Origin of the sequence: Leptolyngbya sp. KIOST-1 (assembly GCF_000763385.1) — a bacterium.
Taxonomy (GTDB): domain Bacteria; phylum Cyanobacteriota; class Cyanobacteriia; order Phormidesmidales; family Phormidesmidaceae; genus Nodosilinea.
The window spans coordinates 313,626-327,394 of record NZ_JQFA01000002.1 but is presented as its reverse complement, the minus strand read 5'-3'; the positions used below and the strand labels follow the sequence as shown (position 1 = coordinate 327,394).

Annotated in this window: 11 protein-coding genes and 1 other annotated feature (1 of these 12 only partly in view); of the genes, 8 read left to right on the top strand and 3 right to left on the bottom strand. The window is 61.4% G+C overall.

All coding sequences use genetic code 11. From position 1 onward, the window contains the following. Window positions 1-179: 179 nt before the first annotated feature. Complete coding sequence (locus tag NF78_RS01590; RefSeq protein WP_052049581.1) at window positions 180-1,100, bottom strand: TauD/TfdA dioxygenase family protein; 921 nt, start codon at window positions 1,098-1,100, stop codon at window positions 180-182. 790 nt (window positions 1,101-1,890) lie between these two features. Here NF78_RS01590 and NF78_RS01585 point away from each other — a divergent pair. The 7 genes from NF78_RS01585 (at window position 1,891) to NF78_RS01555 (ending at window position 8,259) form a co-directional block, all read left to right on the top strand. Next, on the top strand, window positions 1,891-2,364 hold the full coding sequence (locus NF78_RS01585) for a beta-lactamase hydrolase domain-containing protein (protein ID WP_035984497.1): 474 nt from the start codon (window positions 1,891-1,893) through the stop codon (window positions 2,362-2,364). Between the two features lie 319 nt (window positions 2,365-2,683). Further along, on the top strand, window positions 2,684-3,217 hold the full coding sequence (locus NF78_RS01580) for an OsmC family protein (protein ID WP_035984496.1): 534 nt from the start codon (window positions 2,684-2,686) through the stop codon (window positions 3,215-3,217). Window positions 3,218-3,359: 142 nt separating this feature from the next. Continuing rightward, a complete protein-coding gene (locus NF78_RS01575; protein ID WP_035984494.1) occupies window positions 3,360-4,502 on the top strand; it encodes an acyl-CoA dehydrogenase family protein in 1,143 nt (380 codons plus the stop codon). A gap of 18 nt (window positions 4,503-4,520) precedes the next feature. Next, window positions 4,521-5,339, top strand: coding sequence for an ABC transporter ATP-binding protein (locus tag NF78_RS01570; RefSeq protein ID WP_052049579.1), 819 nt, complete (start codon window positions 4,521-4,523; stop codon window positions 5,337-5,339). 20 nt (window positions 5,340-5,359) lie between these two features. Next, the gene (locus tag NF78_RS01565; RefSeq protein ID WP_035984493.1) at window positions 5,360-6,643 is read left to right on the top strand and encodes an ABC transporter substrate-binding protein; all 1,284 of its coding nucleotides are present in this window, start codon (window positions 5,360-5,362) and stop codon (window positions 6,641-6,643) included. 166 nt (window positions 6,644-6,809) lie between these two features. Then, window positions 6,810-7,586, top strand: a complete 777-nt coding sequence (locus NF78_RS01560; protein ID WP_035984492.1) for an ABC transporter permease — start codon at window positions 6,810-6,812, stop codon at window positions 7,584-7,586. A 64-nt stretch (window positions 7,587-7,650) separates the two neighbouring features. Next, entirely contained in the window at window positions 7,651-8,259 is a 609-nt protein-coding gene (locus NF78_RS01555) for a TetR/AcrR family transcriptional regulator (RefSeq protein WP_035984490.1), read from the top strand. Between the two features lie 54 nt (window positions 8,260-8,313). On the opposite strand, the gene NF78_RS01550 is transcribed toward NF78_RS01555, so the two are convergent. Continuing rightward, the gene (locus NF78_RS01550) at window positions 8,314-9,765 is read right to left on the bottom strand and encodes an iron uptake porin (RefSeq protein ID WP_035984488.1); all 1,452 of its coding nucleotides are present in this window, start codon (window positions 9,763-9,765) and stop codon (window positions 8,314-8,316) included. A 201-nt stretch (window positions 9,766-9,966) separates the two neighbouring features. Then, window positions 9,967-11,178 (bottom strand): glutathione S-transferase family protein, encoded by a 1,212-nt coding sequence (locus NF78_RS01545; protein ID WP_035984487.1) that lies wholly within the window; start codon window positions 11,176-11,178, stop codon window positions 9,967-9,969. Window positions 11,179-11,447: 269 nt separating this feature from the next. Here NF78_RS01545 and NF78_RS01540 point away from each other — a divergent pair, with 269 nt between their 5' ends. After that, window positions 11,448-12,998 carry an FAD/NAD(P)-binding protein gene (locus NF78_RS01540; protein WP_035988378.1) on the top strand — a complete coding sequence of 517 codons (1,551 nt, stop codon included), beginning with the start codon at window positions 11,448-11,450 and terminating at the stop codon, window positions 12,996-12,998. 404 nt (window positions 12,999-13,402) lie between these two features. Continuing rightward, window positions 13,403-13,769 (bottom strand) — a sequence feature (16S ribosomal RNA rRNA prediction is too short); it runs 125 nt beyond the window's last position.

The following is a 13,769-nucleotide window of genomic DNA, read 5'->3' as shown; positions in this document are numbered from 1 at the left end:
AATCGGCCCACGGCAAGCTCTCGGCTCTAGTGCCCCTTTACCGCGCCCTATCATCAGCCAAATTCACCTGGAATGAAAGCAAAGCTCATTACAAATGAAATCAAAATACACAAATTCTCAACGCCAGTACCCTAGGGCCGACCCACCCATCCACCCCCCCACCCCTTACTTCCCACCCCTCAAGCCGCCCTCGGCGTATACCCCGACGAATCTCCCTCAATCGCCTCACTGCGATCGCCGCCCACACCCACGGGCACATCCCCGGCGATCGTCACCCGACGCACCCGACGGGCCTGGCCGTCGTAGTCGTAGACGCCGTAGTGCTGAGTGACCCGGTTGTCCCAAAAGGCCACATCTCCCAGCTGCCAGCACCAGCGCACGGTGTTTTCGGGCCGGGTGACGTAGCTTTGCAGCATGGCCAGCACCTCTGCCGACTCGGTGGTCGAGAGGCTGCGAATGTGGCGGGCAAACCCACCCAGAAACAGACCCCGTTCCCCGGTTTCGGGGTGGACGCGCACCACCGGGTGCAGGGTTTCGTAGCGCGTGGCCGAGAACTTTTCTTGAAAGGCGCGGGCCGCCGGAGAGAGGGTCGCCGCCGCGTAGTCGTAGGCGTTGCTGTGCACAGCCCAGGCCGCATCGGCCAGCGCCCTGAGGCAGGGGGGCAGGTCGTGGTAGGCGGTGACGGTGTTGGCCCAGAGGGTATCGCCCCCGGTGGGGGGCAGCTCCAGAGCCCGCAACACCGAACCCAGGGGAGGCCGATCCACAAAGGTGACGTCGGTGTGCCAGAAGTTGGTGCGCGACGGGCTGCGGCCATAGTCGATATCGAGCACGGCGGCGTGGTTGGCGGGCGGAGCCACGGTGGGGTGGGCACCGGTCAGTTCGCCAAAGTGGCGGGCGAAGGTCACCTGGCTGTGGTCGTCGAGGCACTGGTGGCGAAAGAAGATCACCTTGTATTGCAGTAGGGCCTGGCGCAGGGCGGCAATGGTGCGATCGCCCAGGGGTTGCCCCAAATCCAGACCTGAAATTTCGGCCCCAATCCGCCCTCCCAGGGGCCTAATTTCTAGCTCCAGGGCAGGCGGAGTCAAACTAATGACGCTCATCTCAAGTTCTCCAAAAAATAGTTTTTCACCGGAAAAGTCCAGACAGCATTCGCACGAGATAGATTCCAAGGCAGAAAATGTCTGACTGAATGTTGCCGCGACAACAATCAGCAAGTCAACTCAATTTCCGACGGAAGTCTAAATGTTTCTGGCGCAACAAATTCAATCTACAGTAAATCTACTGTCTTGCCGGAGTTAATGCTTTAATCAAGGCTATCACGATGAAATATCTGTGGCAATGTAATGGGTAGTCACTGGCAAAAGGCTTAAGAATCTACTGGTTTGCAGGTTGGGTGGCGCGGCAGCAGAACCCAGCATAACAACCCTGAGGTTGGATTTTGCGTCACTTCATCTATCCTGCTCCTAATGTTTTGTAGGTCGGTCAGCAGCAAAACGCAAGTCATATTCAGGATAAATGTTGCTGGAATCACAATTAGGCTAGAAATAGTTCGGCCTAAAGGCTCTAAGTGCGGAAGTTATAGATTTTGAGTTAGATTAACCAAGAGCAAGATTAAAAGCTGCAATACTTGCAGATTATTTATCAATTATTCAAAAACTACGGTAAATCTATCGACAAACCGCAGTTAATATGGCATTTTGATTTAATTAAGTCTTTTGTCAGCCCGCAGGCTGCTCTAGATCGGGGGTTTTACAATCCTCGAAAAGCTCAAGATATTTTTGGGCTAAATTTTGCTGCGAATCGGTTTTGTGACTTCCGCTCGGGTGTTCTCCGGGGGGCGGTACTAGTGCGATCGCAGCCACACCTGTCAGTGTTGTAAAAGGATGCACGATGGAATACGGAACGAAGGTAACCGATGCCCTGACCACCATGGGGCAGGTGCGCGTGGAGCAATTGCAGGCCGCCGTGGAGGAAGGGTTCAAAGCGGTGCTCAACCTGCGGGTGCCCAACGAGCTGGGCTTTTGGGCCGACGAACAGCAGGTGGCAGAGTCCTTGGGTTTGCACTACAACCACATTCCCCTGCGGCTAGAGCACCTGGACGAAGCCGTTATTGATCAAATCTTGCGCCAGCTCGACCACCTGCCCAAGCCGGTGCTGGTCCACTGCGCCGCTGGCATGCGCTCCACGGTGATCGCCCTGCTGAGCACGGCGATCGCCGAGCGCCTCACCCCCCAGCAAGTGGTCGAGAAAGCCTACGCCATTGGTTTCCACCACATCGACAACACCCTGGTCAGTCCCCAACTGCGGGAGCGGTTCTTCGACTACCTGGCGCGGCATTCACAGGGGAGGCGGCAGGCGGCTTGAGGGGGAGTGAGGGGTGGGGAGTGGGGAGTACCTGAGTGATCCCTTACACCCTTGCAACCAGCAACCAAATTTACCCCCTACCCCTTACCTCCTACCCCCTACACTCTACTCAGAGCAAGCAAGAACTCTGAACGAAACTCAAAACACTTGCCTTTCAATCTAAATTGTGTCACTCTTCACGATAGACAAAAGAAACAGCACAGGCTTCCAGCTCAGGTTCGGCTTGTGGGGTGTTGAGTTGTTCACAGTGAGCATGTCCTGAAATGAGCCCACGCTATGCTGTCATCGAATTGTATAGAACGTTCTATTTGGAGTTGTCATGACCCAGCTAACTGCCGAAAGCCAAGGACTGCGCCCGGTGAGCCAGGAGGGCCTCAAGGAGCTAACCGACAAGGCGCGCAGCAACCCCAACAAAGTTGCTACGGTGCGGGCCAAAACCGTTCTGGAAGGCCAGTTCCGCAACCTCAACTACGTGCGCGATCTGCCTGCCCACGTGATTGACGAGCCCCCTACCCTACTGGGCCAGGACACTGCACCCAACCCCTCGGAGGCGGTGCTGGCAGCGCTGGGATCCTGCCTCTCGGTGGGTATCCACGCCAATGCGATCGCCCGCGACATTCAGCTCACCAAGCTGGAGCTGGAGCTGGAGGGCGACATCAACATCACCGGCGTTTGGGGCATTGGCGACCTGTCGGAAAAGCGCCTGGGCTTCAGCGATATCCGGGTCAAGGTGGCGATTGAAGGCAACGCCAGCCGGGAAGAGCTGGATGACCTCGTGGCCCACGCCAACGCCTGGTCGCCCGTGGCTAATACCCTGCGGCTGCCGGTGAATATGGAGGTGTCTTTGGCCTAGTTGTGAGGAGTGGGGAGTTTTGAATTTTGAATTTTAAGTTTTGAATTAATTCCTTCAACCATTCACTCAAAACTAAGCACTTAAAACTTCCCACCCTCTACCCCTCACCCCCTACCCCTTACCCATCCACCTCTGACTCCCCATGCAACCTCCCACCCTGCTCGATCGCCCGATAGCCCCCACTGTTCCCTTCGACCTGGAGGTGATCAATGGGGCGATCGCCCAGCACCTCGCCCCCCTGGTGTCGGCCATTGACCAGGAGGGGGTGTACCCCGGCGAGTTTATGCATCGACTGGGTGCCCTGGGGGGCTTTGGCCAGACGGTGACGCCGGCCTTTGGCGGGCAGGGGCAGGGGTTTCGGGCGGCGGTGCAGGTGGTGGAGGCGGTGTCGCAGACCTGTCTGTGCACGGGGTTTATCACCTGGTGCCACATCGCCTGCGTGTGGTACGCCCAAAACTCAGACAATGAGGCGCTGGGGCAGCAACTGCTGCCCCAGATTGCCACCGGGGCGGTGCTAGCGGGGACGGGGCTATCGAACCCGATGAAGCACTTTGCAGACATCGAAAAGATCGCCCTGGTGGCCGAACGTCGTCCGGGGGGCTATGTGATCGACGGGCTACTGCCCTGGGTGTCGAACCTGGGGCCGGGGCACTACTTTGCGGTGGTGGCTCGAATGGCCGACAGCGATGACTACCTGATGGCGATCGTCTCCGATCGCCTGGCCGGTCTCACCCTCAAAGAGACGGCCCACTTCATCGCCCTGGAGGGCAGCCAAACCTTTAGCTGCCAGCTGCGCGATGTGTTTGTGCCCGACGAGGCGATTCTGGCGGCCCCCTGCGCCGACTACATCGATCGCATCAAGCCCGGTTTTGTGCTGGCCCAGGTGGGCATGGGGCTGGGGGTCACCCAGGCCTGTGTGGACAGCATGAGGCGATCGAACCGGCGCTACGGCCACGTGAATGGCTATCTAGACGACACGGTGGAACGACTGGAGGCCGATCTGGCGGCGCTGCGATCGCAGACCTACGCCCTGGCCGACACCCTCAACGCCCGCCCCCCCTACCGCACCCCGGGCTTTTTCCGCCAGGTTGTGCAGGCCCGGGCCGATGCCTCGGAGCTGTCGCTGCGGGCCTCCCAGGCCGCCATGCTGCACACCGGGGCGCGGGGCTACCTCCAGGGCGGGGCCGACGAGCGCCGCCTGCGGGAGGCGTACTTTGTCGCCATCGTCACCCCGGCCCTCAAGCATTTGAAAAAGCTCCTCCAGCAGCTTCCCGCTCCGGCTTAGTTCTCAGCGAGGCTTCCCATGAACGCAAGCGTGCAAACAGCCGCCGACTCTGCCCAGCTGGCCCAGGGGGCGGCGGCCCTGGTGGTAGAAAATGTCGAGAAACACTACCCCAGCCCCACCGACCCATTTCAGGTGCTGGCGGACATTCACCTGGCGCTTCAGCCCGGCGAGATTGTCTGCCTACTGGGGCCGAGCGGCTGTGGCAAGTCGTCCCTGTTGTCCATCATTGCCGGGTTGCAGGCCGCCGACCGGGGCGCGGTTTACCTCGATGGTCAACCCATTCATACTCCCCATCCCCGCATTGGGCTAATCTTTCAGGCGGCGGCGCTGCTGCCCTGGCTGACGGTGCAGCAAAATGTGGCCCTGGGGTTGCAGTTCAAATCGATGCCTCGCCTGCCGGAGGCTGCTCGCCGCCAGCGTATCGATCAGGCCCTGGCCAGCGTGGGGCTGGAGTCCAGCCGCCGAGCCTACCCCCACCAGCTGTCGGGGGGCATGGCCCAGCGGGTGGCGATCGCCCGCACCATCGCCCGCAACCCCCAACTGCTGCTGATGGACGAGCCCTTCAGCGCCCTCGACGCCATCACCCGCCTAGAAATGCAGCAACTGCTGCTGGAGATCATCGCCCAGCGCCACTGCACCGCCCTGCTGGTCACCCACGACATCGACGAGGCCCTGCTGCTGGGCGATCGCATCGTGCTTATGGGTCGCAACCCCGGTCGCCTGGAGCGCGAGTGGCGGGTCACCACCCCCCAGCCCCGCGTGCGCCACACCGAAGACCTGATGGCCCTGCGCGCCGAAATCCTCACCGCCCTATCCACCGTCATGGCCCTACCGTAACCCCCCACCCCTTCACACCCATGAAAACCTCCCTCTGCGCCTGCTGCGGCCTCAACCGCCGCGATTTTCTCAAACTCGCCTCCCTGTTTTCCGGCTCCGCCGCCCTCAGCGCCCTGGCCGGTGGCTGCGGCCCCCAGGCGACAACCCCCGACTCCACCGCCGAAAACGCCTCAGGAACCGAGACCGCCGCCGCTGGGGATCTCAGCCAGCCCGTCAAAATTGGCTATCTGCCCATTCTCGACGCCTCGCCCCTGCTGGTGGCCCACGCCAACCAGCTCTACGAAGCAGAGGGCCTCACCACCGAGCAGCCCATTCTGTTTCGCTCCTGGGCCGACATTGTGGAGGCCTTTCTGGCCCGCCAGGTCAACGTGGTGCACCTGCTCAGCCCGATTACCGTGTGGCTGCGCTACGGTGCCCAACAGGTGCCGGGCAAAGTCGTCGCCTGGAACCACGTGGACGGCTCGGCCCTGACGGTGCGGCCCGACATCAACGAGGTCAGCGACCTGGGGGGCCAGGTGATCGCCGTGCCCTTCTGGTACTCCATTCACAATGTGGTGCTGCAACAACTGCTGGGGCAGGCGGGCCTCACGGTGGTGACCCGCTCGACCGGCGCAGCCCTTCAGCCCAACGAGGTGAACCTGGTGGTGATGCCGCCCCCCGAGATGGTGTCGGCCCTGGCGAACCAGAGCATTGCGGGCTACATCGTGGCCGAGCCCTTCAATGCCGCCGGGGAAGCCTCGGGCAATGGCAAGGTGCTGCGCTTTACCGGCGACGTGTGGAAAAACCACGCCTGCTGCGTCGTCTTTTTGCACGAAGACGACCTCAACCAGCGCCCCGCCTGGGCCCAGGGTGTGGTCAATGCCGTGGTCAAGTCCCAGCTGTGGATTCGCGACCACCGGGCCGAGACCGCCACACTGCTCTCCAAAGACGGCGGCCCCTACACCCCCCACCCCGAAGCGGTGCTGCAAAAGGTGCTCACCGGCTTCGACGCCGACACCTACGCCCAGCAGGGGGCGGTCAAACACGCCGACTGGGACTCCCAGCGGATCGATTTTCAACCCTACCCCTTCCCCTCCTACACCGAAGAACTGGTGCGCCTGCTCCAGCAGACCCAGGTGGAAGGCGACAACAGCTTTTTGCAAGGTCTCCAGCCCGCCGAAGTGGCCCGCGACCTGGTGGATGACTCCTTCGTCAGGAACGCCCTCCAGGCGGTCGGCGGCCCTCAGGTCTTTGGCCTGCCCGACTCGCTGCAGCGCAGCGAAACCTTCCAGATCGCCCGGTTGGGGCGTTCGCCCCTGGCCTAGGTTGTTGGGGGTGGGGAGTGGGGAGTGAGGGGTGGGGAGTGAGGGGTGGGGAGTGTTTGATTAAAACGCTAAACCCTGAAACCAACAACCCGATTTACCCCCTACCCCCCACCCCCTACCCATCCACCCTCCAACCCATCCACCCTCCAACCCTCCCACCCCTCCCATGTCCCTCACCACCTCCCCCCCCCGCCACCGCACCCTCCCCATCCCCATCTCCCTCTGGGGCCTGCTCGGCACGCTGCTGATCTGGTGGGTGGCGACGACGCCCCTGTGGCACAGTGGCGTGATCGGCGATTTTTCGCCGGAGCGAACCTTTGGGGCGATCGCGCAGATGGTCACCTCGGGGGCGATCTTTCCGCACATTTGGGCCAGTCTGCGACGGGTGGTGGTGGGGCTCGTCGCCGCCACGCTGATCGGCATTCCCCTGGGGCTGCTGATTGGTCTGTCGCGAAGGGCAGAGGAGGCGACGTCGGTGCTGTTTCAGTTTTTGCGGATGATTTCGCCCGTGTCGTGGATGCCGGTGGCGGTGATGGTGTTTGGCATTGGCGACTGGCCGGTGTACTTTTTGCTGACGGTGGCCGCCGTGTGGCCGCTGATTTTGAATGCGGCGGCGGGGGTGGCCTCGGTCGATCGCCGCTGGCTGCTGCTGTCCCGCAGTCTCTGCGCCACCCGCTGGGAAACGGTGAGTCGGGTGATTGTGCCCGCCACCATTCCCCACCTGCTCACCGGGCTGCGGCTGGCGGTGGGCATCATCTGGATTGTGCTGGTGCCAGCGGAGATGCTGGGGGTGCGGGCGGGGCTGGGTTATTACATTTTGGATACGCGCGATCGCCTCGCCTATTCAGAGCTGATGGCGGTCATTTTGATCATCGGCCTGATTGGCTATCTGCTGGATACGGCCCTGCGGCGGGCCAGCCAGGCCTGGACCCATCAGGCATAATCGAGATATCTGGGGGCTTTCTATAATTTTATGCTTATACCGTGTGGGATAGGGAACGCCAGGGATGGTTCATCGTAAGCGCACCCGTGAAGATATCCTGGCGGCGATGCTCGATCGCGTCCACCGCAAAGGTCTCAACGGCACCGGCCTAACAGAGCTGCTGAAGCTGAGCGGGGCGTCCTCCGGCAGCTTTTACAACTACTTTGCCTCCAAAGATGAGCTGGGCCACGCCCTGATTGACTTTGACTGGCAGCGGCTAAAAACCCATCTGATTGACCCGGCCACGGCCCAGACAGCAGACCCCATTGCCCAGATCTTCTGGATGATCGACGCCCTGGAGGCCAAACACCTCAGTAGCGACGACTGCTTTGGCTGTTTTCTCGGCAACCTGGTGGTAGATTTGGCGGAGTATGCCCCGGATTTCCGAGAGCATTTGATTCAGATCTTTCAGCAGTGGGAGCAGGCCTTTGCCAGGCGGCTGGTGCTGGCCAAGGCCCAGCTCAGGCCAGGGGTTGACCCCCAGGCGCTGGCGGCAGAGCTGTTGACGTTGATTCAGGGGGTGTTGTTGCTGGGGCGGCTCTACCAGCAGCCCCAGCAGCTCAAGGCGGGGTTTGACCAGGTGCGCCGCTATCTGCGCAGCGCCCTCATAGAAACCCCTGACCCCCGTTCCTAACCAAGGACACACCAATGATCAGGCAGCGTCAAGCTCTGCTCCCTAGAACTGGCCCTAGAACTGGAAGGTAGTGCGCAGAGCGCCCCAGAAACCGCTGTTGTCGGCAGCACCACTAATGCCCCGGTCTCCGTAGATCAGCGCTGGGGTAATGGTCAAGAACCGGCTGACGGGAACTTGCCAGTAGCCCTCAACCAGGAAGGGGTTGCTGTTGACCAAGCTGGCAGTGGGTAGTTGACCACCGTACACGCCAAATCTTGCGCCTTCCACCAGGAAGTTGTTGATCCCGAGACCCGCCGTCCAGCTAAAGTCGTCTCCCCCGGTGAACGAGGTAAACGCCCCGTGGCCAGCGATAAAGAACCCGCCAAAGTTGAGGTTCACCAGCCCTGCAAAGGTATCGGTGGCGGTGGGAACCGCAAAGCCAGCGGCCGCACCATCACTGTGCAGATAGGCCGCCGCTAAATTGAGAATTCCAGCGTTGACCAGATTAAGCTGAGCGATGTAGCTCTGGTTTCGGGCAGCGGCAATACCAACGGCAGGGTTGGTAGCACCGCCAGGATTCGAAGCGGTGTAGCCCAAGTCCAGAATCAGGTTGTCGGTGAAGGCGATGTTCAGGCCAACGCCAGCACCGTTAGACGTGCTGCCAAAGGTGTCATAGAACTGAACGCGACCCGCGTTGGCCACGGAAGGGCCATCGAAGGGGCGGGTAGCGGGGTTTACCCAGTCCCTGCCAGCGTTGCCTCGCGCAGAAACAGTAGCATTGATGCGGTTGCCGAGGGGAAAGCTGTAGGCGAAGGTGGTGACATCGACGTTAAAGCCACCGCCAGCAGCGGTAGCTAGACCGCCCAGAGGGTTGCCGGGGCCACCCGTGATAGCGTTACCATCCCCGGCCTGTAGACGAATGCGCAGGCGATCGCGACCGGAAAAACTCGTGTCAAAGTTCAGACGAGCCCGAGAGGCAACACTGGTGCTGGTTTCGGGAGCCAGGGTGTCAAAGGGCGTGATTAAGTTGAATACCGCCTCACCGCGCAGTTTGGTGGTAGTCGAGAACTGCTGAGCCCGCAGGGTCGCGGTTTCGGCTTCCAGAGCATCGACACGACCGCGCAGGGTGGCCAATTCGGCTTGGAACTCTTGCTGTAGGCGGCGGATGGCAGCCAAATCTTCGGGGTCAATGCCCGATTGGGCAATCAGGGTAGCGATCACATCCAGGCAGGCGTTCAGACCGGCAGCAAACTCAAAGCGGGTCAGGGCACGCTGACCCCGGAAGGTGCGATCGGGATAACCCTGGATGCAGCCATAGTTCTCCACTAGGCTTTGCAGCGCTTGGAAGGCCCAGTCCGAGGGCAGCACGTCGGTCAGTTCCGACACGCTGGTGATCTGAGCCAGTTGAATCGGCTCTTGATCGAAGCTGCCGACCTGGAGGGGCTGGGACTCGGCTGCGATCGCCGCACCCGACACCGCCACAGCAGCAGGCACCGCCAGCAGCGATTGCCACAGTAATTTAACCATTCGTTTTCCTCACACCATAGATAGATACGTTGGCGGGGCAAATATGCCCTGAATCAAATTCAAATAGATTGCAAATAAAATAGAAATATCTGGAGATACAAATACAAGCAATTTAGTTGCAAACCTCCCCAACCTGCGGGCTGCCCTTAGAGCGCGCTGCCTCCAGAACACCCCCCACCCCTACCCCATCACGCCAGTCCCTCAGTAAAGACCGACCAGCAACTCCTCCGTAGCGGCCCGCAGGGCAGTGGCGGCTCCGGCACTCATGTCGCGGGGGGCGCAGATGCGGTTGCGCAGGTAGGCATAGGTCATGGCTCCGATCGCGGCGATCGCCACCGCCTGGGGCGTCGATGTCTCTGCCCCCCCGGTGGCACCGCCGATGACGGGTTCATCCCCTCGCAGCAAGTGGGCGGCCAGGTGGCGCAGGTGGGTATCGACAATGTCGCCCAGGGCCAGATCGGTGATGGCCAGGGCCTGTACCCCAGAATTTTTGAGGATGTCGGCGATCGCCGCCTCGCGGTTGTCGGCCAGTCGCTCCGCCGCCTCCGCCCGGTAGGCCAAGTCGGCGCTGTCTTCGGGGTGGAGGGGCAGGGGTTGCCCCGTGGGTTCCAGGCCAAAGCGACGGCGCAGCAGCAGCACATTAGTGGTGTCGTCGGAGCGCACCCGGTGGTAGGCAGGGCGGCGGCGCAGGGCCGTAAACCAGGCATTGAGGCGCGGGTAGCGGGGGTTGCCCCTGAGGCTGTAGCCCCGGTAGACTGGCCCGCACGCCGCCAGCCGATCTAGGTGGGGGCTGTAGAGAATGTCCACCAGGCTGAAGCGGCTGAGAAAAAACGCCCCCGAAAATTTTCCCAGGGCTGTCTCCAGGCGATCGAGGTGTTCTTCCAGGGTGCGCTGTAGGTTCACTCGCTCTTCCTCCGACTCGGCATTGCCGCGCAGAAACCGGTAGCTGGCCTGGAGAAATCCACCGGTCTCTGACCACTCAAGCTCGTCGTAGGCTGCCGCCTGTTCAGCGGGGTTCTCCGGCAACAGCGCCGGGTCTGGAAAGCGCTCCTCCAGGGCCAGCAGAATATCCTTCGATTCGTAGACCAGCTGCCCATCGATTTTGGCGGCAGGCACCAGGGCGGTGGGCACCAGATCCAGATACCACTGGGGCTTGTTCTGCAGGTCGATAAACTCCGTCGCAAAGGCAATGCCCTTTTCCTCCAGGGCAAACCACACCCGCTCACAGAACGGACACCAGGAGTTGCTGTCGCGATAGAGCAGCACCCGAGGCCTTTCCCCTGCCGCCAGACCAGTGGGCACCGGAGCCGTGGAGGGTGACTGCCCAGGACGGCGCACCCGACGGGCCGGGGTGTGGGTGCGGGCGGTAGTCAAAACCTGATCCCAGGTGGGCAGAGCAGGGGGTATGGCCATGGCAAGGACGAGGGGATGACTGGACACGAAAAGCGCCGGAGCTACGCAGAATGGGCAGCTCCAGCGGGTTGAAGGATGTGAGAGAGAATTGAGAATAGCCTTGGCTCAGATGTATAGTCACACGCTTGAGTTTGAAATGTATGTGAATTGAGTTACAATTCACCTCTAGTTTGAAACAGGGTAGCGCAGTAAACTCGGATTCAAAAACATGCGGGTTACACTTCAAGTCAGTTCTCAGCTTTTGTCGGCGCAGTTTTCGTAGCTACCCTATGGTTTTTCCCAATTCTTCCACCGCCACGATCGCCATCCTTGGCGCTGGCTTCAGCGGGTCGCTGGTGGCAGCGCATCTGCTGAAAACCGCCCACCGCCCCCTGGTGATCAAGCTGGTGGAGCGCCGCCCTGAGGCTGGGCAGGGTGTGGCCTATAGCACCCCCAACCCCCGCCACCTGCTGAACGTGTCGGCGGGCAAGATGAGCGCTTTCCCCGACGAGCCGGGGCACCTGCTGCGCTGGCTCAACTACAACCGCAGCGCCCTGGCCGGGTTTTTCCCTAAAGGGTTCGACGCCAGCTCGTTTGTTCCGCGAGCCGTGTTTGGGCTGTATGTTCAATCCATTTTGGCAGAGGCGGAGGCCTCGGCCCCTAGCACCGTACGGCTGGAGCGAGTCAATGATGAAGCCGTGGGCATAGCTCCCCAGAACCAGGGAGTGCAGGTGGCCCTGGCCGGGGGGAAGACCATCGCCGCCGATCGCCTGGTGCTGGCCCTGGGCAATGCCCCCAGCGGACTCCCCGCTGACCCGCCCGACTACCTGCGCCATGCCTGGTCGTGGAACGCCCTGGACGGCCTCGACGCCGATGCCCCGGTGCTGCTGGTGGGCACCGGGTTGACCATGGTGGACATGGTGATTTCGCTGCACAGTCGCGGGCACCGGGGGCCGATTGTAGCCCTGTCCCGCCGGGGGCTGGCCCCGTTGTCCCACCGCTCGGCCCAGCCCTACCCCAGCTTTTTGACCCCAGAGACGGCCCCAACCACGGTGCGCGGCCTGGTGCGGCGGCTGCGGCGGGAGGTGGATACCGCCACCGCCTACGGCTACGACTGGCGCGGCGTCGTGGATGCCCTGCGACCCATCACCCAGGACCTCTGGCAGCAGCTACCCCGCCCCGAGCAGCGGCGCTTTTTGCGCCACCTCACTCCCTACTGGGATGTGCACCGCCACCGGATTGCCCCAGAGATTGACGCGGTGATTCAATCCCTCCAGCAGTCGGGCCAGTTGACCATTGCGGGGGGGCGGATTGTGAACTACGAGTCAGTTCCAGAGGGGGTGAGGGTCACCTATCGCCCCCGCCGCGCTCGGGCCACCAAGGCGCTAATGGTGAGCCGGGTGATCCAGTGCACCGGGGCTCAGGTGGACTATGGGCGATCGCCCCACCCCCTAATCGCCAGCCTGCGCGACCAGGGCCTGATCCGCCCCTGTGCCCTGGGGCTGGGCCTCGACACCGCCGCCGAGGATGGGGCCGTGCTGGACGGGCAGGGGCAGCGATCGCCCTGGCTCTACACCCTGGGCACCCCCCGCAAGGGCCAGCTGTGGGAAACCACCGCCGTGCCCGAACTGCGCCAGCAGTCCCTGGCCCTGGCCTCCACGGTGCTGCGATCGCTGCCGGTGCGGGTGCGCCCGGTGCCCACCCGCCTCTACGCCCTGCCCCAGCGCGACCCGGTCGGCGTCGCCCAAAACTGCGGCGACCCGGTGCCGACCTTGGCCGCTTCGACGCTGCTCTTTCGCCAGTTGTTTGACCCCGAGTCGAGCACGTACACCTACCTGTAGCGGCTTGCAAACGAGATCGCCCATGCTCGCAAACGGTGCGATTTTGAGCTCACATTAAATGACAATGGTTGGGCCGTCATGCTTACATTAAATGACAATGGGCTCAGATTAAATGACAACGGCTCGCAAACCGTGAGTTCGGCTCACATTAACTGACAATGGCTCGAAAGCCTTCTATAGAGGGCAATTTGGCTACTAAATCTCTGGCTGGCTAGCTGCTCGGTTGGCAACTACTCCAATTTTTCAGCATCCTCTCAAAGTCTTGCTAGGACTGCATCGAAGGTGGCTAACATGCTCAAAAGTGCAGACGATGAGACTCACGAGTTTACGGCCTTTAAGGTACCTGGCTAATGGCCAATTCAACTTAAAAAACCGCCTGCGGACGCTTTACGCCCAATAATTCCGGATAACGCTTGCCTCCTCCGTCTTACCGCGGCTGCTGGCACGGAGTTAGCCGAGGCTTATTCCTCTGGTACCGTCAGGTCTTCTTCCCAGAGAAAAGAGGTTTACAACCCTAAGGCCTTCCTCCCTCACGCGGCGTTGCTCCGTCAGGCTTGCGCCCATTGCGGAAAATTCCCCACTGCTGCCTCCCGTAGGAGTCTGGGCCGTGTCTCAGTCCCAGTGTGGCTGATCATCCTCTTAGACCAGCTACTGATCGTCGCCTTGGTGAGCCCTTACCTCACCAACTAGCTAATCAGACGCGAGTTCATCCTCAGGCCATTAATGTTTCACCTCTCGGCACATTGGGTATTAGCCACCGTTTCCAGTGGT

Coding starts and splice junctions, on each gene's coding strand:
- NF78_RS01555 (WP_035984490.1), top strand. CDS start 7,651: ATGGTTCATCGTAAGCGCACCCGTGAAGATATCCTGGCGGCGATGCTC.
- NF78_RS01580 (WP_035984496.1), top strand. CDS start 2,684: ATGACCCAGCTAACTGCCGAAAGCCAAGGACTGCGCCCGGTGAGCCAG.
- NF78_RS01585 (WP_035984497.1), top strand. CDS start 1,891: ATGGAATACGGAACGAAGGTAACCGATGCCCTGACCACCATGGGGCAG.
- NF78_RS01570 (WP_052049579.1), top strand. CDS start 4,521: ATGAACGCAAGCGTGCAAACAGCCGCCGACTCTGCCCAGCTGGCCCAG.
- NF78_RS01575 (WP_035984494.1), top strand. CDS start 3,360: ATGCAACCTCCCACCCTGCTCGATCGCCCGATAGCCCCCACTGTTCCC.
- NF78_RS01560 (WP_035984492.1), top strand. CDS start 6,810: ATGTCCCTCACCACCTCCCCCCCCCGCCACCGCACCCTCCCCATCCCC.
- NF78_RS01590 (WP_052049581.1), bottom strand. CDS start 1,100: ATGAGCGTCATTAGTTTGACTCCGCCTGCCCTGGAGCTAGAAATTAGG.
- NF78_RS01565 (WP_035984493.1), top strand. CDS start 5,360: ATGAAAACCTCCCTCTGCGCCTGCTGCGGCCTCAACCGCCGCGATTTT.
- NF78_RS01550 (WP_035984488.1), bottom strand. CDS start 9,765: ATGGTTAAATTACTGTGGCAATCGCTGCTGGCGGTGCCTGCTGCTGTG.
- NF78_RS01545 (WP_035984487.1), bottom strand. CDS start 11,178: ATGGCCATACCCCCTGCTCTGCCCACCTGGGATCAGGTTTTGACTACC.
- NF78_RS01540 (WP_035988378.1), top strand. CDS start 11,448: ATGGTTTTTCCCAATTCTTCCACCGCCACGATCGCCATCCTTGGCGCT.